This is a genomic window from Acinetobacter sp. WCHAc010052 (assembly GCF_002165295.2).
Taxonomy (GTDB): domain Bacteria; phylum Pseudomonadota; class Gammaproteobacteria; order Pseudomonadales; family Moraxellaceae; genus Acinetobacter; species Acinetobacter chinensis.
On record NZ_CP032143.1, the window covers coordinates 321,628 to 340,625 of the forward strand.

Annotated in this window: 14 protein-coding genes; 7 read left to right on the plus strand and 7 right to left on the minus strand. The window is 34.6% G+C overall.

What is annotated here, in order from left to right:
* The 5 genes from CDG61_RS01905 (at position 1) to CDG61_RS17600 (ending at position 7,068) form a co-directional block, all read left to right on the plus strand.
* Entirely contained in the window at positions 1-1,251 is a 1,251-nt protein-coding gene (locus CDG61_RS01905) for an O-antigen translocase (RefSeq protein WP_087549852.1), read from the plus strand.
* Between the two features lie 160 nt (positions 1,252-1,411).
* Positions 1,412-2,395, plus strand: a complete 984-nt coding sequence (locus CDG61_RS01910; RefSeq protein WP_171405564.1) for a glycosyltransferase — start codon at positions 1,412-1,414, stop codon at positions 2,393-2,395.
* A 1,641-nt stretch (positions 2,396-4,036) separates the two neighbouring features.
* A complete protein-coding gene (locus CDG61_RS01915; protein WP_087549854.1) occupies positions 4,037-4,927 on the plus strand; it encodes a glycosyltransferase family 2 protein in 891 nt (296 codons plus the stop codon).
* Between the two features lies 1 nt (position 4,928).
* Positions 4,929-5,738 (plus strand): glycosyltransferase, encoded by an 810-nt coding sequence (locus CDG61_RS01920; protein WP_087549855.1) that lies wholly within the window; start codon positions 4,929-4,931, stop codon positions 5,736-5,738.
* A 43-nt stretch (positions 5,739-5,781) separates the two neighbouring features.
* Complete coding sequence (locus tag CDG61_RS17600; protein WP_087549856.1) at positions 5,782-7,068, plus strand: sugar transferase; 1,287 nt, start codon at positions 5,782-5,784, stop codon at positions 7,066-7,068.
* Between the two features lie 33 nt (positions 7,069-7,101).
* Here CDG61_RS17600 and CDG61_RS01930 read toward each other — a convergent pair whose 3' ends face one another.
* The gene (locus tag CDG61_RS01930) at positions 7,102-8,805 is read right to left on the minus strand and encodes a PglL family O-oligosaccharyltransferase (RefSeq protein ID WP_087549857.1); all 1,704 of its coding nucleotides are present in this window, start codon (positions 8,803-8,805) and stop codon (positions 7,102-7,104) included.
* A 40-nt stretch (positions 8,806-8,845) separates the two neighbouring features.
* On the minus strand, positions 8,846-9,580 hold the full coding sequence (tfpZ, locus tag CDG61_RS01935) for a TfpX/TfpZ family type IV pilin accessory protein (protein WP_087549858.1): 735 nt from the start codon (positions 9,578-9,580) through the stop codon (positions 8,846-8,848).
* Between the two features lie 1,678 nt (positions 9,581-11,258).
* On the opposite strand from tfpZ, the gene CDG61_RS01945 reads away from it, so the two are divergent.
* On the plus strand, positions 11,259-11,681 hold the full coding sequence (locus tag CDG61_RS01945; RefSeq protein WP_087549860.1) for a pilin: 423 nt from the start codon (positions 11,259-11,261) through the stop codon (positions 11,679-11,681).
* A 918-nt stretch (positions 11,682-12,599) separates the two neighbouring features.
* Here the strand turns inward: CDG61_RS01945 and CDG61_RS01950 are convergent.
* Entirely contained in the window at positions 12,600-13,022 is a 423-nt protein-coding gene (locus tag CDG61_RS01950; RefSeq protein WP_416240703.1) for a pilin, read from the minus strand.
* Positions 13,023-13,452: 430 nt separating this feature from the next.
* Between CDG61_RS01950 and CDG61_RS01955 the strand changes: the two genes are divergently transcribed.
* Positions 13,453-15,099, plus strand: coding sequence for a PglL family O-oligosaccharyltransferase (locus tag CDG61_RS01955; protein ID WP_087549862.1), 1,647 nt, complete (start codon positions 13,453-13,455; stop codon positions 15,097-15,099).
* A gap of 68 nt (positions 15,100-15,167) precedes the next feature.
* Here CDG61_RS01955 and bfr read toward each other — a convergent pair whose 3' ends face one another.
* The 4 genes from bfr to CDG61_RS01975 form a co-directional block, all read right to left on the minus strand.
* Positions 15,168-15,632, minus strand: coding sequence for a heteropolymeric bacterioferritin subunit Bfr (gene bfr, locus CDG61_RS01960; RefSeq protein WP_087549863.1), 465 nt, complete (start codon positions 15,630-15,632; stop codon positions 15,168-15,170).
* 261 nt (positions 15,633-15,893) lie between these two features.
* Positions 15,894-16,088: a bacterioferritin-associated ferredoxin gene (locus CDG61_RS01965; RefSeq protein WP_087512158.1), complete on the minus strand. Its 195-nt coding sequence runs from the start codon at positions 16,086-16,088 to the stop codon at positions 15,894-15,896.
* A gap of 153 nt (positions 16,089-16,241) precedes the next feature.
* A complete protein-coding gene (locus CDG61_RS01970; RefSeq protein ID WP_087549864.1) occupies positions 16,242-16,625 on the minus strand; it encodes a RidA family protein in 384 nt (127 codons plus the stop codon).
* 75 nt (positions 16,626-16,700) lie between these two features.
* On the minus strand, positions 16,701-18,806 hold the full coding sequence (locus tag CDG61_RS01975) for a RelA/SpoT family protein (RefSeq protein WP_087549865.1): 2,106 nt from the start codon (positions 18,804-18,806) through the stop codon (positions 16,701-16,703).
* Positions 18,807-18,998 lie beyond the last annotated feature (192 nt).

Below are 18,998 nucleotides of genomic sequence, written 5' to 3' on the forward strand. Positions count from 1 at the left end.
GTGACACTGATCAAGACCAGTCTGTTAAACGCAATTGCTGTAGTGATTAAAATGCTCACTATGCTCGGCCTGAATAAGATACTCGCGATTTATGTCGGACCAGCAGGCTATGTTGCTATTGGTAATTTTCAAAATGCCGTACAAATGATTAGTACTTTTGCTGGTGGAGCAATCAATACTGGTGTAGTGAAGTACACCGCAGAATATTACAATGAAGAGGAAAAGCAACGGCAAGTGTGGCGTACTGCAGGGATGACTGCTGTGTTAGGCTCGCTCGTTATTGGTATTGGAGTATCAGTTTTTAGTAAACAGATAGCGTCGTGGTTTTTACAAGATGAAAGCTACAGCATGGTATTTGTCTGGTTTTCCATTACATTGGTTTTTTATATATTTAACATACTGTTGTTGGCTATATTAAATGGCAAAAAAGAAATTCATCATTACATCATTGCCAATATTGTAGGCAGTTTGTTTTCTTCAGTGGTAACTGGTTTCCTGGCTATTCAATTTGGCTTGATTGGAGCGCTAACGGCATTAGCTATTTTTCCTTCATTCGCTTTTGTTGTCACTTTATATTTTTGCTACAAAACAGAATGGTTTAAATTTAGCTACCTCTTTGGTGGGTTGAATAAAGAAGTAGTGTTAAACCTAAGTAAATATACAGCAATGGCACTCACCAGTGCTGCATGTATACCAGTCAGCCATATCTTAATTAGAAATCATCTGGGTGAAATATTGGGATGGGAAGCTGCAGGTTACTGGGAAGCCATGTGGCGGTTAAGTAGTGCATATTTGATGGTGGTCACTACGACATTAAGTCTGTATTACTTACCAAGGCTTTCTGAACTAAAAGAGTCAGCCGAAATAAAAAAGGAAATACTTCAAGGTTACAAAATAATATTGCCTATAGCGGCTGCTTGCGGTTTGGTACTTTACCTACTGCGAGATTTTATTATTGGGATTTTGTTTACACCAGACTTTATTCCGATGCGTGAATTATTTGCCTGGCAAATGTTTGGAGACACATTAAAAATTGGTAGTTGGATACTCGCTTATTTAATGCTTGGAAAAGCAATGATGAAGTTGTTTATAATATCCGAAATTATTTTTGCTGCTGGGTTTTATGGTTGGACGTATTTATTAACAGGCATTTACGGCCTCGAAGGAGTTGCTATTGCACACGCAGTTAATTATGCGGTTTATTGGATGATAATGGGTGCTTTTGTTGGTAGAGCTATTTTACGGCATTAACGAATCTATTGTGATAAAAATGTTTAGCTGTTTGGTATTGTTCAAGTATTCAAGAAAAATACGGTACCAGTCTGATTTTTCGATGATTTTGACATGAGGATGTTTGTTAAAATTACCGAAAAGTATGTTTCTTTATCAAATATATTTTTGGAGTGCTATAGTGAAATTTTTAGAAGAAACAAATCCTTTAGTTAGTATAGTTATTCCTTGTTATAACCACGCTTTGTTTGTAAAAGAAACCATTCAAAGCGTGATTGATCAGGATTATGAGAATATAGAACTAATTATTATTGATGATGGGTCAAAAGATAACTCTGTTGATGTCATTAAAGAAATGATCCCCATCTGTGAGGAGCGCTTTGTAAGGTTTGAATTTAGACATAGGCCAAATACGGGATTGGCAGTAACGCTAAATGAATGTTTAAAGTGGGCAAATGGTAAATTTTTTTCACCTGTAGCTTCAGATGATATTTTATTGAGTCATAAAATAAGTACTCTTTTAAGTGCCTGGAATAATGATAAAAGTTTAGGTGTGATTTTTGGTGATGCTGAGTTTGTCGGGAGAAATTCTGAAAAAATAGAGCTCGATATTTACTCACCTTTTCCATCTTTCAATATAAAGACAAACAGTTTCTTATTATACTATACGGCTTTTAATTTTGATTATAAAGATAAAGAAAAATTTGGAAATTATGAGAGTATTCTTTCTGGTAACTATCTTCCTGCCATGTCTTGTATTATCCTGAAATCATTATTAGTTGATGAAGGTGGATGGAATCCTGAGTGTGTAATTGAAGATTGGCAGATGTGGTTGGAGCTCTCAAAAAAGACACAATTTTTTTTAGTCGATTGTATAGTTTCAAAATATAGGCTACATGGCAATAACTCTGCAGATTATATGAGAGAAAAACTCATTTTAAATACATATTCGCTGCTGAAGAAGCAGGAAAAGTATGCACTTTCTAATAATTTTAAACAGCTTTATTATAAAAATATTGCTGGATGTATTAATGGATTGAGATCAGTATCTTTTAGTCTGTTCGTGAAGGAATTAATTTTTAATCTTAAAAGTCTGACCTTTTTTAAATATTATTTTTTAATGACTGTTGCTAAATTTTTAGAAAATTTATTGAATAAAAAGTAAATATTTTTAGAGAAAAATAGAAATATTAATTACAGGTGATTCTGAATTTATATGTTCTGTTTTATGGTGATTGTTTGTTTAAATAGTTGAATTAAAATTCTTCAGAATCCTATCCAACCAGTTTTAGGCACAACCTGGGTGTTAGGTCTACCTAATTCAGCAAATTTATTTACACGTGCTTGAACCACATTTAAATTGTTTTGAAAGTTCCTGGCACTGAGCTTATCGTAGAGTAATTTGATGCAGTACATTTTTGTTTTACCAAACTTTTTAGGTGATAACTCGGCTATATTTTTATATATTTCAGCTTGAATACTTTATTGTATTGATTAGTATATTATGTTTAATTAAACTTATTCAGCTATCTTTCCATATTAAAACATTCTTTTTGGACGGAAAAATCACATAGGTATTTTTATCCATGATCAGTTGATAATACCGCTGTATATCATATATTCCATTTCTATACACTGAATCTGTACACTCATTTTGGGATCAGGCTAATTAATTTACATGAAACAAGTAAATCACTGACATTATTTTTCGTCAGCTGAACCAAATATATTTGTAAAATTTGAGCATTGATAGCAATATGTAATTTACGTCATAAATAACCATATTTTGACTAATGTTTTTTATGTTTCCGTTCGCCATTGCTTAAAATTTTTAGTTAAAGAGCTAACAGGTTTTGAACAAAACCCGTAACTATAACAAAGAGAGTTGAAATAGAAATTTCATGATGAGACAGGATTGATTTACTGTATTGGAGTGGATTTCATCCTTTTGCTTTTTAGTAGCTATGCTATTGAGAAAAAGGATTAAACTGGATAAAGAGATTTTCTTGATTCACAAAGTTTGGTCGTAAGAAGGTTAAGTATTTGTACGGTAGCTTTTTAGGTACAGGCTTATTTATTTGAGCATTATATTGTATAATAATTAATTTTCAGCCTGTTGATTTAATTAAAGAGGGGTGTTGCATTTATTAACGGATGGATAAATTTTTAAAAATTAAACAGATAATGAGCCATTAAGTTTTAAGGTGAACAATCTTGTTTTATAGAAAGTTTTAATCAAATTTTTAGTGAGTATTAATTGACTATAGCTTAGCTATGCCAAACTTTGTTCAGGCTAATCAATTTACTTTTACATAAATTGATTATCCGCGCTTTATATTATTAAATTGAACCTTAATGTATAAGCTGAAAGGATACGACTCATACAGGATCAAGAATGGAATATGGTTGTAGATACACATAAAATCTTGAGATCTTTAGGGAATAGCTAAATCTATAGTAATATTTTGAAAATAAATAATTTTTATGCCTGAAGATTTTGCCCAAGGTATTGTATAATCCAATATACAATACCTGTTTTATATACAAAGAAATAAGCGTTATATGCTTGAATGTTAAAGGAAATTATATTGAATAACCTGTAATAAAGTTGGATATGATTATTAAACATGAAGGTGCTTAAGCAAGTAATTTTCTTGATCAATAATTTTTGATAGTATTATGAAATTGTACGTTACTTAAGTCTATCAGCTTTAAATTTGGAAACGCCTAACTTAAATAGACTGTGTTTTATGTTAGATATGATCAGCATGCTTTTTAAATATCATCTAATTTTCTAAGTGTTTTTATGAATAAAATTCTGGCAATTATTGTAACTTATAATCCTTCAATAGATAAATTAAAAGTTCTAGTGAGTGAACTCATCTCACAAAATACTGATGTTGTTATTGTAGATAATAAATCAGAAAACAGTGTTGAATTAGAAAGTCTAATGCCAACATACATCTCATTATTGGATCAAAATTATGGTATTGCATATGCGCAAAATATTGGTATAAAGCAAGCATTTAATTGTAATTATGAATATGTTGTATTTTTTGATCAAGATTCAAGTATTCCACGGGATATGATTTATAAGATGTTTGAGTTGTATCAAAAAATATCTAAAAATTATAAAATTGGATGTTTAGGACCGGCTTATATAGATATTAAGACTGGAATAACTGCTCCAGCAATTCAATTAAGTTTTTTAAAGACGAAAAAAATATTTTTAAATAAAAATAAAGAATTTACAAAGTCAGATTATATTATTTCATCGGGCACGCTTGTTACTACTGAAAATATAAAAGAAATAGGAGTTATGGATGAAAAACTTTTTATAGATTTTGTTGATATAGAATGGGGTATGAGAGCCAAAAAAAAAGGATATACTTGTTTTATCGCTAATGAAATTGTGATGAAGCATTGTATTGGCGAACACTCTATAAAAATTCCTATATTAAATAAATACTTTAATGTTCATTCATTGTTTAGGCGCTATTTTATATTAAGAAATGGTATATATTTAATACTTTATTCAGATCTCCCAATTAATTGGAAGATACTGCAAATTATAAGAACCTTTCAATATTTTTTAATATTCTCTATTTTTATCACTCCTAGAATTAGTAATATAAAGATTTTTTATATTGCAACAAAGGATGCAATATTTAAAAAAATGTATAAAGGCAGTATCTAATATGAATATTATTGCATCTATTGTAATTTACAGACATAGCTATGCCGATTTAAAGCCAACACTGGATAGTCTTTTTCTATCACCATTTATTAGTAAGATTATTTTAGTTGATAATGCTTTAAGTGATTGGGCGGAAAACTTCAAACATGAAAAAATTATCTATTTAAAAACAAATGGGAACTATGGTTTTGGATATGGACATAATTATGCAATTAAAAAATATTCAAAAAATAGTGACTATTTTCTAATTTGTAATCCAGATATATGGTTTGAGCAAAAAGAATTTGAAAATTTTATAAATTTTGTGAAAGATAGAGATGAAAGTTTATTTATTCCTAAGGTCATTTACCCAGATGGTGAAAACCAATATGGAGCAAGACTATTACCATCCCCTGTTAATTTATTTGCGAGACGTTTTACTTCAAAATTTGCAGATAAATTAGATCAAGAATATTTATTGAAAAACTTTGATTTGAATAAAGAAATTTTCGCACCATCCATTTCCGGTTGTTTTATGTTGTTCAGATCATCTACTTTAATAAAATTGGGAGGTTTTGATGAGCGTTTCTTTTTATATATGGAAGATATAGATCTTTCTAGAAGATGTGCTGAAAAATATGGTGCTGTTTACTATCCATTGGCACAAATTATTCATAAACATAATCAAGAATCATATAGAAGCTCTTCCTTACTTAAAATACATTTGAAAAGTGCATTTCTTTACTTTAATAAATGGGGATGGTTTTATGACTCAGATCGTAAAAAACTAAATAATCGTTGTTTAAATCAATATTCACATAAGTCAACTTAAGTGCAATTTTATATAAATACTTGTATTTTTGTAGTATTTATGTATGATAAATTTATTGGTATCTGCATTCAATAAAATGATTTACAATTATTTCTCTGTTGTTAAAAATATATTGACTCACCCAAAGTTCCTTTTTTTATTGGGGGCTTTAATTGTTCTTTTATTGCCCGCATTTGAACATTGGGGTTTATATTTTTATGATGTTAATGACCCTGCTCGCATAAATACAGTTATTGCAAATGGAGTAGCTTATTTTTTTATATACTTGATTCTTAATCAATTTCAGAGATTCGCAGGAACCAGTATATTGAGTTTTATAATTCCAAGTGTATCTATTGTTTATTTTTTAATTTTATCCTTTTTTATTTTATCGCGTTTTAATTATGCACGACATGTAATATTAACTGGATTTTCTATTAATATTTTTTACTTTATTATTCAATATTTTTTAATTCAGAAAAACCATCCAACAACTTATGCTTTGGTGCCTTTTGGAAAGATTTCAGAAATTACAAAAAGTTATAATATTAAAAAAATTAATTTTATTCAACTGGACTCCCCCTCTATAGAAAATCTAAAAGTTAAAGGAATAGTTGCAGACTTACACTATAGAAAATTAGAACCAAAATGGACTCAATTTCTAGCAGAATGCACATTGAAAATGATACCTGTATTTCATGTTCAATATATTCAGGAGTCATTGACGGGGTATGTTCAAATAGAACATTTATCAGAAAATCAATTTGGGAGTTTATTACCTTCACCTTTTTATATGATTATTAAGCGCCTGATTGATCTTTGTATTGTTTTAATTACATTACCCGTGACTGTTCTGTTAATGGGAGTTATTTCCATTTTTATAAAAATGGAAAGTAATGGAAATATCTTATTTAAACAGGAACGTAAAGGACAGGGAAATAGCACTTTTACTATTTACAAATTTAGAAGTATGTATGCGCAACCCTCTACGGGTAATAAAGAAATTACTAAAGTTGGAAAAATAATACGAAAATTTAGATTAGATGAGCTACCGCAGATTTTTAATATTATAAAAGGTGATATGAGCTTAATAGGTCCTCGCCCTCTTGAACCCAATGATTTCGTTGAGAAATTTAAAGACGAGATTCCTTTTTATATTTACAGGCATATTGTTAAACCTGGGATGACAGGTTGGGCACAAGTTATGCAAGGACATACAAGTCATGAAAATGATACAATCATAAAGATTCAATATGATTTTTATTATATTAAAAACTTTTCTTTCTGGTTGGATATCTTAATTTTGTTCAAAACGATTAGAGTTGTTTTAACAGGTTTTGGTGCTAAATAAAGCCTTCAGAATGAAATTCTGAAGGCTTTATTATTATTTAGATTTATTCCATATCATGAAATTATTGTAAATATTTTCAAATTTTTCTGCATTTTTCTCAGCATTATCTTTTAAGTTTTTTTCTATTATTGAACATTTTTTCCTGTAATCTATAATACAGCTCTTTTTGTAGAGTTCTAAAGATTTATTATCTTCATCATTTAAAGCATAGTAAACAGCTTGTTTTTCTAAAAAAACCATAGCTGGTATTTTAGTTATTACCCTGTTTCCCAGTGATATTTTTTGAGATAATAAATGATTATCTAAGGTTAAGGAATAATAAAGTAATTGTTCTTTATATTCTTTATAACCAAAAACATCCTCTAGTTTATTTACTTGCTGGGTTGTCAATTGATCCGAAAAAGTTAGCTCTGTATAGCGATTATATTCTAAATATGTTTTATAGTAATATACTGATGTTAAGCTAATGATTATACAGATGCTGCCAAGAAATGAATTGTAATATGCTTTTATTTTCAACGAACTTGGATCTATCATACTTAGAGCAATAGCAAAAATAAGGCTAAATCGTAAATACCATAATGGAAATTCACTCATTGAATACACAAGTGTTATGACTACAAGTACAACAGGAAAGGCCTGAATAGCATTCATTTTAAAATTTAAATTTTTATAAAGAATCCAGCTTAAAGGAATTAATACAAGTAATCCTAATAAACCTAATTCCGCAGCAATTTGTGTAATAAAAACATGTGAATGATGGGCCAGTATAAACCAGTCATCCTGTAAAGCATAATCAAAAGCTCCTTTTAGGGAGTTTCCCCACCCATAACCTGAAATTGGATGACTTGAAAATAAATTATAAGCTAAGTTTTGCTCAAAAATTCGCTCATTGTTCGAAGCTTGACCTGCGGCACCCATTGCTCGAACAATAGCATTCTCACTTGTTCCAGCGACAAATTGATTAAATAGGTAAAGTCCTGCACCATACCCAATTGACAAGATTATAGAATTAACACCCCATTGTATTGCTCTTAATTTCTTTGGCATATTAAGAATTAAAGCATATAAAAAAGGAATACCCAACATTATCAATAAACCACCTCGACTTGCAGTGAGTGCTATACCAATGGCAAAACAAAATAAAATAATAAAATTTATTTTTTTATACCAGGGTAAAATTTCATTTAAATATAATGAAGCTACCATTGCTAAACAGAGTACAAAAGCAGTTTGATTTGGCTGAACTATATTTCCTAACGGGGTATTGCTCCCTAAATAAGCAACAAAAGGTAGGTTTATAGAAAACAATTGTAACAATAGAGTTAATACAGTACATAATCCACCAGTTAATAAAATGAACGCAATACTGTTACATAGGAACTCTCGCCCTTGTTTTTCATTTACAAGAATTTGTTTTATTATGATTGTAGTTAATGCCAAAATTAAACAATAAATAACAGGAAAAATAAGAGCATCAGGATATGTTATTGAGTTTAGGAATGGTTGAATTAAAATCAATGAGGCAAGAAACATCCAAGTCAAACTACTTATTGATAATTCAATTGCTTTATTTTTGTAAATAAAAAACCCAAGTCCTAAAGTAAAAGTTAGAATTATACTCATTTGTAAACCAATGGCTAAATCTAAAAAACTTGGTTTTAAGTGAAAAATACTAAAAATCCCAATAAAATAAGAAAGACCAATTCCTAAAATAACCCCATATTTTTTAAACATAAATTCCTCAACTCTCAAAATTAATAAAAATACTGCTTTATTATTCCCATGGGCGTAAATTTACGATATTTACAATACTTCCTTCTTTTTTATTCAAAAGTATGACCATATCTAGTTTATTTGCTTTAAGGGGTAAATATGCTGTTGCTTCAGGATATTGCTTTAATATTTTTTCTACCAGTTTTACATCATTAAACTTTTTTAAATTATCCAGATCCTTAGACTGTTGTTGTATTTCCTGTTTTACATGACTTAAAGTAACATATCGTTCAGGACGTTGAGCTAAAGAAACGCCTCCTAATGCATCCATAAATAAATCATCTTCTCTTTGCTTCATATTTTGACTGGGTATAGCTGCAACATATTGTGGTCCAGTCCATGAAATATTTTGAAATTTTTCATTAATATGTTCTGTATTTTCAATAAATTGATCATTCACTCTAATCAATTCAAATTTATTTTGATTAAATACAATCCATGCCGGACGACCTTGTGTAATACTATGAAGTCCATAAACCAGTGCAGAAATTTGAATAATAATAATAATGCTTAAATCCATTTTAAAAGCATTTATATCCTTTTTATAAATTAATAATGTCATTAAAGGACCGACTATTAAGTCGATTAAAATTAACATGATAAAAAGATGGGTAACTCCTGCTGCTTGAGCAAGAGGTGAGGGGTACCATATAAAGAAGATAATACCTGTAACAATAAGTGCAATTATAATGGAGATCAACAAATGACATAAAAAAAATTTAAGGCGTTGATTCATTAAAAACATCCCGTATACTCAAATAAGGTTTTCATTTTAATACAATAAAAAGCTTTGTTGTATAAAGCTATCCCATAAAGCCATCTTTTTGGATATCCTTTCAGAAGGAATTTCTCCTGGATTGTTGGAGATAAAATATTCTGAAAGAATGTATCTATGACAAAATTAGAATAATTACCTGGAATCATGAGTGAGTAGTTTATTTGCATCAGAAATCTGAACCACTCTGCCAATCCAGGTGGAAACCATAGTAATTTCGCCTAAATTAGGTTGTACACCTGAAACACTTCGTAGTTGGTGTTAGAAATATCTCAATCAACAGAACTCTATCAAAGTACAGCAGCTTACTGATTATAACGTATTCAATATATTTGATGTAAAAACAAAGTAACTGTAAGGTGCAAATAAGATACTGGTAAAGCAACAGTTTTTTCACCTGGATGAGGCTTAACATCCCACATCAGTCATGATGTTTTATTGATGATTCCAGGATTCATTATGCTATTGACGCAATCTGTAAAATATTCCGTATAGTGTCATCCCCCCCATTATCCTTAATTGGATCTTTAGCAGAGCTGAGGATAATACTACTATTCCTTTAAATAATAGAGTTTAAAAATATAAATCGAATAATCTTGATATGTTTTGATCCTATGACTCAATGGCACGTATAACGTCAGGACAAGCTTGAACGAAACAAGGCTTGTTTTGATAAGTCGATTCAGTATTGTCTGATGATTAATCCTTTTTCATCTTTCTTTGCTTATATTTAGAGGCTTTGTTCATGGTGTCATTATAGATTGAATGGCACTGAATTATTCGACCCTATGTTGAAGACTGAAGTATATTGATATTACACATATTTATAAAATAACGGTAAAAAAACAAATATTTATAATGTAGTCGTGCCTGGCATTTTTAGGTAAAGAGAAGTTGAAACGTAAAAAATCAACCTGAATATCTTACAAATGTCGTCAACTTCATATTGGTATAGATACAGACGACTAATTTGTGTGAGTATTGTTCTGCTCTCGCTAAACAATATCAGTCAGTCCAGGGATTTAGGAGGTTTGCTTACTCAAATCCTGTCCGATGATTAGATTAATTCTGTTTATTCAAATGGAGCTTATGATACCAAATACAGCAAATAAGTAATTTTGATCGATAGGTATATGTGATGATTCCGCTTGTAAAGAATGTCAAGCCTTAAAATATAGACAAGTGGGCGCTTTAGAAAGAAATGAACTGTTAAATATGGTCAAGCGTTTAGATAGAGCTATTTGTAAAAAATGGTCTGATTATTATCGCCTGAATTGGGTAAAACCAGGATGTATTGTATCAAATTATTAGAAGAAAAATTAAAAGCAAAAAGGTTTTCAGTCAGGTAGATGAGACTCATACAGGTGTAGCAGTCTTCAATAGATTTACAGAATTTGACTGATCACATACCTAGGTTATAACTTAAAATTAAGTAGATAGAGAATCTTAATTCTAAATTGTTGTACAGCAAAGCTTTGTTAAATTACTGTCAATTTTTGACATATAGTGAAATTATTGTTATGAATTTGGCGGTTTGTTAAGCCTTTAAATACATAAGTTGTTAATTTATATATGTTATTTAAAGATGGAATAGTTTTTGCTTTAGATAAATCATATTTAAGTTTAAGTCAAAAAAATTATGAAATATACTCAATCCGGTTTTACGCTCATTGAATTGATGATAGTTATTGCCATTATCGGGATACTTGCTGCTGTGGCTATTCCTGCATATCAGGATTATATTGCAAAAAGTCGAGCTTCTGTTGCTCTACATGAAATTTCTGCTGGAAAATCGTCCTATGAACTTTATGTCAATCATCAATATTCAACGATTCTCACACCTGCTGATATTAATTTAAGCAGCAGCACACCTACCTGTACTATCAGCGCAACAAATCCGGATAATACAGGCGTTGCTTTAAAAGCAATCCGTTGTCATTTAAAGAATACCACGGGTTTTTCTGCAAATGCTGAAATCTATATTAACCGATCTGCAGATGGAATATATAGTTGTGGTACCACAGGTTTTCCAGAAAAATATAAACCAAATGGCTGTTCTTAAAAGCATAAATATTCACTTTTAAAGTGCCGCTTTCGTCAGGGCATGTCCTTATCTGAGTCATTGGTTTAAAATCCTCCTTTAAGCTGTTTTTATTTCAACTTTTTCCAATGACACATGCTCTTCTCACTAGGTGATATCTAAGAGAAAATTCAAAATACTATGTAATTAACAGTTGTTATTGCTCAAAAAAGCAGAAATATCATAAAGTCATTTTGGGAACTGCTACAGGCATAACATCCCTCATTAACTTCACCCCTGGTGAGCTGCTTGGAATAGCTTGAATTGCGAAGCAGGTAGAGGTTTATGGGTTGTTTTTTGATTACGTGATATTTCAGATCAGAAAAAGGTATTTATTGATGGAAGCTGTATACGCGTGCATCGGCATGCAAGTTGAGCTTGAAATGTTCTTGAAAGGGTAAATTGACAGTCATGTGATGGATGAGCAAAAAATCATCCTGTAATTGATGTGAATGAGTTACTAATTGATTTTTAAATCTCCCAAAGGGGAAGTCTATGACCGTCAGGTTGTAAAATAACTGATTGACACTGTAAATGAGGCAACTTATTTGATTACTGATAAGAAGGATGATACTGAGCACATCAGAATATGGGGTGGGAATAAAATATGATCCCGATTATTATGATGAGATCAGACAGTAGGAGATTGAATAAGGAGTCTGACAAATATCTGTATAAATTAAGATATTAAGTTGCAAATACCTTTGCAGGATTGAAATATGTTCAAGCGATTGTAGCTCGATTTGATTAACTTACACGCAATAATCAGTTTATGATCTACGTAGCCTGTATGTTTATTTGGTGTAAAGCTTAAATGAGAGCATGTCTTGAGTACGATGGAATGTATCGAAATAAAAAAGTGGAGAACGAATCTCCACTTTTTAAACACTTAACTTAATATTAAGAACAAGAACCTGGTTTAAATTTAGCGTCTAAGCCATTACCAGTTGCACAAGTCCACGCACCTTCACCACTACGATTTAAAGTAATGGTTTTTCCATTAATCTTAGTTGCATTACCATTTTGTAATTCACAAACAATTGTACCTACACCTGTAGTTGAAGCAAAAGTTGTACTAACTTCACAATAACGAGTTACAGAAGGCACACCAATATAACCTGCAGCAGAAGCATCGGTAGAAGGATCTTTACCTTCATTTACTGCAACTTCGAATTGAGTTTTAGCAGGGTTAATTTCCGCCAGACCAGAAGTCGCTTGTGATTTAGCAATATAGTCCTGGTAAGCAGGAATCGCAATAGCTGCCAAAATACCAATAATTGCTACCACAATCATGAGCTCAATTAAGGTAAAACCTTTTTGCATAGTGTTCATAACATTCTCCACAAATGTTTTGTTAATTTAATTATAAGCTTTGTAAGCTAATTTATATTTTGCATAAAGTATGCCAGCTACATAATATCCATTTATTCATTGCTAAATCAATAGATTGAGTTGTTATAAAGTCTAATATAGAAAAAAATTAATACCTAAATATGTAACTAGTTGACAAAAAATGTCAGTTTTAATGAAAATTATTGTTGTGATTATGTTTTTGATGTGTTCAGTGACATTAAATAAAAAATTAATGTGGCTTAGTTGAACGTATTTAGCATAAATGGAATGATTGTTTTTTATACAAATAAAAGGTGCCAGTTACAAAAAAATGATCACATCGCATTCAGTATATAAATTGCAACGACATTCAGCGCAAATTTTTCTATCATAGCTGCAATATTTTTGCATTTTCCCCAATATGAAATTCCTTTTATTGCTCCTCGCCAGTGTCTGTATATCACTGGCATGGCTGCTCCCTGTGCACTACCGGCCATGGGTGACTTATACCGGAGAGCTATATGCTTTCCTGGCGGTGTTTGCTTTGGCTGCCATTTATCTTAAAGACAGGATCAGTATTCCTGGAATCACTACTCCTTTGCTGCTGATTTCAGTGATACCACTGATTCAGTGGGGAGTGGGGCAGATCTTCTTTTTTGATAAGGCTTTGCTCAGCTTCCTGTTTGTCTTTGCTTTCTGGTTCTGTATTGTTCTGGGTTATAACCTGACTCTGAGTAAAACAGACAGGGAGCAGATATTTGCAGGATTGTGTAGCGTATTTATTTTCTGTGGAACACTGACGGGGCTGATTGCAATCAGCCAATGGCTGACAATTGATGCTTATATCCCAGGTATGGTTGACATGAAAAATGCAGCCCGCCCTTATGCAAATTTTGCTCAGCCAAACAACATGGCCAGTTTTCTGATTATGTCGCTGCTGGCGGGGCTGTATCTGTATGAAAAGAAAAAGCTGAAAAACTGGATGATTGTAGTCTGCACACTGATTATGCTGTTTGCTGTGGCTTTAAGTCAGTCCAGGACTTCATGGGTTGCCTGTATCTGTGTGCTTATTTACGCTGCATGGCAGCAGTACAAAGGCTATATTACTTTAAAGTGGTATTACAGCCTGAGCTGGCTGGCGCTGTTTATTGTATTTACTCTAAGTATTCCTGTACTGACTCAGGCAGTTGTACAGTTCTCTGATGTAAATATTGCACAGACCAAAGGTGTGGTGGCACGTGCTACGGCAGATATGTCCCGGTTGGCAATATGGGATCAGATGCTGCATGCCATTCAGAATAAACCCTGGTCTGGCTACGGATGGCATCAGACCAGTGTAGCCTACATGCAGATCAGTGACTCATTTCCAGGGCCGGTGTGGATACGCAGTGCACATAATATTGTGATTGATCTGCTGCTGTGGAATGGTCTGCTGCTGGGTGTACCAATACTGCTGTATTTTATCTGGTGGGGTGTTCAGCTCAGTAGACAGGTCAATTCAGTGGAATCCGTGATTGGCTTGCTGATGATCGGTGCACTGATGGTGCATGGTCTGCTTGAATTTCCGCTGATGTATGCTTACTTCCTGCTGCCGATGGGTTTTATTCTCGGTATTGTGCAGTCGCAGAATACTCAGTGCAGCCAGTTTTCTCTGTCTCCACGGTTTATGCAGATAACATTTGTTATCGGGTTGATTTTACTTGCCTTGATTTACAGAGATTATAAAACACTGGTACCGAAGCTGAATCAGTCCATCCGTTATGATGGGCAGCCTGCAAAACAGACCAACCAGGACGAGATTTATATACTCCAGGAATTTGACCGGCGCATTGACTGGATCAGGATGAACCCATATACCCAGGTTTCCCGTGAACAGCTGGATGAACTGAAAGGGATGGTGGAAAACTATCCAACGAAATATGACGTCATTAAATATGCAAAACTGCTGGCTTATAATGGTTATCCAGAAGAAGCAAAGCATCAGTTATGGTTATTAAAGCAGATGAAAAAAGTAGATGTAAAATATGAACAGTTGCTGCCGGCATCTTCTGTGAAACAGGCAGATTGATTTTTTGTAAATCTCAAACTGAGTCATAATAAAAAAGCCAGTTTCAGCTGGCTTTTTTATTGAAAGAATTACAACTGGCTTTGAATATAGTTCTCAGTGCCAACACTTTGAACCAGGTCGAGTTGGGTGGTCAGCCAGTCCCAGTATTCTTCTTCTTTTTCCAGAATTTCCTGAGCCAGGTCACGTGTCACGTAATCCATCTGCTCTTCAGCAAGTGCAACAGCTTTCTGGATTGCTTCAATGTTTTCTTTAACTTTGCGGACATCGCAGTTCAGTACTTCAACGGTATGCTGTCCGATATAAAGTTTGCCCAGATGCTGCAGGTTTGGCAGTCCTTCCAGGAACAGAATCCGTTCAATAATTTTATCAGCATGTTTCATCTGGCGGATGGATTCTTTGTATTCTGCTGAACCCAGCTGTTCAATTCCCCAGTCATTAAACATACGTGAATGCAGGAAATACTGATTAATTGCAGTTAAATTATGGTACAGCACCTGGTTTAACTGATTGATTACGTCACGGTTGCCTTTCATTGCATAGCTCCATCAACAATCTATGCCTTAAGGGAGTTAAGGCAATCCATCTGTTTATCTTAATGCGTACAGGGTTGATTGGCGAGTAATTTATGGAACAGCAAATGAAAATCGCAATCAAAAACAGTTGAATAGTCCAAAGATATTCAGAGCGTTGAAGTCTGCTGCAATAAAAACCCGCTCAGAGTCATAAGCGGGGGAGGAGAAATGGTCTTTCGACCATTGAGTTTATAATTATGATTATTCGGGTGTTGCAAAAAATCAGGCAGCAATTGAAATACGGGCAGCAATTTCTGACAGTTCATCGCTGATAATACTGCGTGCTTCAGGGGCACAACGACCACAGCATGTTCCCAGGTCAAGCAGATCGCGGATTTCACGGTAGCTTTCAGCACCGTTTGCAACTGCGTCTTTAATGTCCTGATCTGTAATACCACGGCACAAACAAACGTACATGCGATACAACCAAAGTATGAATGGGATAAGTGATATTATTGATAATTATTATCATTTGTCAACAGGATTCATTTAAAAGATCACTTGTGCTGATTGGTATTTTGAATAAAAAAATACCACCTGATCGGTGGTATTGTATGATCTGGATTTATGTTATTGATTAATAATAACAATGCCATCCATTTCAACCAGTGCGCCTTTAGGTAGGCTTGCAACGCCCAGTGCTGCACGTGCAGGATAGGGCTGTGCAAAATATTCGCCCATAATCTGATTGACCAGCTGAAAATGAGACAGATCGGTCAGGAAAATATTCAGTTTTGCAATATCAGCCAGAGAACCACCTGCTGCTTCACATACGGCTTTTAAATTATCAAAAACACGTCGGATCTGCGCTTCAATCCCCTCTACCAGTTCCATGCTGTATGGGTCAAGTCCAATCTGACCTGAAAGGTACAGAGTGTTGCTAACCAGAATGGCTTGTGAATATGTACCAATAGCTGCTGGTGCATTTTCAGTATGGATTACCTGACGGGACATCGCTTTCTCCTTTTTTCGTCTGCATACATCATAGTCGAAGCTATGGGCATGCAGAAGTACTATCGTTTTAAGTGATCAACTCGCTTTTGAGGTCTCTGAAATATTCAGTGGCAGGGCAAGGCGGGTAATTCTTGGGAAGCCGTAATGCATTCGCAGGTCACGGATAATACGGGCAATCTGTTTACGGTTGTTGACCACCACGTTGACATAGGTTTTGCCTTCATGGTTGCGGACCATTTCCACACCGGTTTTTGCTTTACGGCACTGGTAGATCAGGTCAGAAATCTGTTCGTCATTCATTTCCATATCAATGCTGAGGTATGCCGTGAAGCTGACATCATCCACATCTTCGGATGTCCATTGCAGAGGCATGATGTTTTCAGGGTGCAGATGCTGTTCGTGCAGCAGATTGTGACAGCGTGCGCGGTGTACAATCAGACCTCTGCGTGACAGATGTCCCTGAATCGGGTCACCCAGTACAGGGTTACAGCAGTGTGCATATTTGACATCCACACCTTCAGTACCCTGAATCAGTCGATCAGAGACATGTTCTTCCTGGGTCTGATCCTGAGAATACAGGTGATTGGCAACCAGCTGAGGGAGTAAATCACCGACAGCAATCTGTTCAAACAGCTGATCACGTGATTCGACATGGCGCCATTGCAGCAGATCGGTCCAGTCATCATCACTCAGGTCTTTAATGGAGCGGTTGAACAGCTTAAGTGCGCGGCTCAGTGCCTGCTGTCCAATCAGACGCTGTTCTTCAATGTCCTGATCACGCAGAATATTCTGAAGAGCACGACGGGCTTTCTGCGTGTTGACGAAACTCAGCCAGTCTGGATTTGGTGTTGCCAGAACGTCGGTAATGATTTCCACCACCTGACCACTCAGCAGTGGGGTGGACAATGGTTTGGTTTCACCATTGATTTTGGCACCTACAGCATGGTTACCTAAGAATAGGCTTGCAGAATATGCAAAATCGACGGCTGTTGCTCCCTGTGGGAGTTCGTGCAGATGCCCGTGAGGGGTATACACCCAGATTTTTTCCTGATGCAGATAGTCCAGCAGATCACTGAATGTGGTTTTGGCACACTGGTCATCAATCAGGATATTCAGATTCTGCATGGATGCCTGAATGGCAGAGCGACAGGCCTGCGGTGCATTTTCACCAAGTACGACGCCAAAACGGGCAGCCTTACGCATCAGTTCGGTCTGTATGGTCAGTGAAAGTGTGGTTTTTTCACCTTTCAGGCGCATCATGAGGGACTGGTTGCCACCAGGCAGTGGTTTACGGATGTGGTCTTCATAATGCAGAACCTGAAAATGCTCAGCGAGTATTTCAGCGAGGCGGTCACAGTCAGCAATGCTCTGTAAAATAATTTCAAAGGCGTGACTGTGCGTCAGTTCCTGTAAATCAATGTCATTTTTGACGAAGTGTCTTAAAAGCTCAATATTGTTGTTTTTCTTTTTGATACGACCCGCAATCTGGTTCTGCTGAAGCAGGGCAGTGAGGTTGTTTTCCCATTTGGTCTGGTATTCACAGCGTTTGGGTTTGGTCTGAAGCAGGGCTTCCTGAACATTGTTGAACATATCCAGGTCCAGATTCTGGTAGCACAGATGCTCCAGGTTATCTGCCATTTCATTCATACCGACCAGTCGTGCCATAGGCACAAAAACATCAAAGGTTTCCTGTGCAATCCGGGCACGCTTGTCAGGACGTAATGCCCCCAGGGTGGTCATATTATGATAGCGGTCAGCCAGTTTAATAATAATGACACGTGGATCCTGTAAGGTCGCCTGTAAAATTTTTCTGAACGATGCAGCTTTGTTATATTCTTTATCACTTGAATGGCTGAGTTTGGTTACGCCATCCACCAGTTCTGCGACTGTTTTACCAAATTTTTCAGTGATGTCATCTTTGCTGAAATCTGTGTCTTCAATGACATCATGAAGCAGTGCTGCCATTAGGGTTTCAGGATCAAGCCGCATATGAGCAAGAATACTGCTGACCGCAATTGGATGTAAAATATAGGGTTCGCCACTTTTACGGGTAATGCCGTCATGGGCTAGATCAGCATAATCGCAGGCCGCAAGAACGCGCTCGATATCGCTTTGATCCATGTAAGCGTCGATAATGATTTTGAGCTGTTGCTTGGCTTGGCTGACCTCTGAGCCTGGCATAAAACACCTTTTACACAATTACTGTTAACAGAAGATGGTTGGCTGCCTTTCCTCAGAAAAGCAGATTGCCCGACCTGTCAGACTGTTCATTTCAGAAAATGAAAGCTGTCAGACCAGCAATAAATATGAATATCTACTGTTATAACGGTTATTGAGAAAATATTAAAGTTCAGAACATAAAAAAGCCTGGTA

What these genes read in the sequence shown, in the direction of transcription:
- CDG61_RS01915 (WP_087549854.1), top strand. Translation starts at nt 4,037, where the DNA reads ATGAATAAAATTCTGGCAATTATTGTAACTTATAATCCTTCAATAGAT.
- CDG61_RS01920 (WP_087549855.1), top strand. Translation starts at nt 4,929, where the DNA reads ATGAATATTATTGCATCTATTGTAATTTACAGACATAGCTATGCCGAT.
- CDG61_RS17600 (WP_087549856.1), top strand. Translation starts at nt 5,782, where the DNA reads ATGATAAATTTATTGGTATCTGCATTCAATAAAATGATTTACAATTAT.
- CDG61_RS01930 (WP_087549857.1), bottom strand. Translation starts at nt 8,805, where the DNA reads ATGTTTAAAAAATATGGGGTTATTTTAGGAATTGGTCTTTCTTATTTT.
- tfpZ (WP_087549858.1), bottom strand. Translation starts at nt 9,580, where the DNA reads ATGAATCAACGCCTTAAATTTTTTTTATGTCATTTGTTGATCTCCATT.
- CDG61_RS01945 (WP_087549860.1), top strand. Translation starts at nt 11,259, where the DNA reads ATGAAATATACTCAATCCGGTTTTACGCTCATTGAATTGATGATAGTT.
- CDG61_RS01950 (WP_416240703.1), bottom strand. Translation starts at nt 13,022, where the DNA reads ATGCAAAAAGGTTTTACCTTAATTGAGCTCATGATTGTGGTAGCAATT.
- CDG61_RS01955 (WP_087549862.1), top strand. Translation starts at nt 13,453, where the DNA reads ATGAAATTCCTTTTATTGCTCCTCGCCAGTGTCTGTATATCACTGGCA.
- bfr (WP_087549863.1), bottom strand. Translation starts at nt 15,632, where the DNA reads ATGAAAGGCAACCGTGACGTAATCAATCAGTTAAACCAGGTGCTGTAC.
- CDG61_RS01965 (WP_087512158.1), bottom strand. Translation starts at nt 16,088, where the DNA reads ATGTACGTTTGTTTGTGCCGTGGTATTACAGATCAGGACATTAAAGAC.
- CDG61_RS01970 (WP_087549864.1), bottom strand. Translation starts at nt 16,625, where the DNA reads ATGTCCCGTCAGGTAATCCATACTGAAAATGCACCAGCAGCTATTGGT.
- CDG61_RS01975 (WP_087549865.1), bottom strand. Translation starts at nt 18,806, where the DNA reads ATGCCAGGCTCAGAGGTCAGCCAAGCCAAGCAACAGCTCAAAATCATT.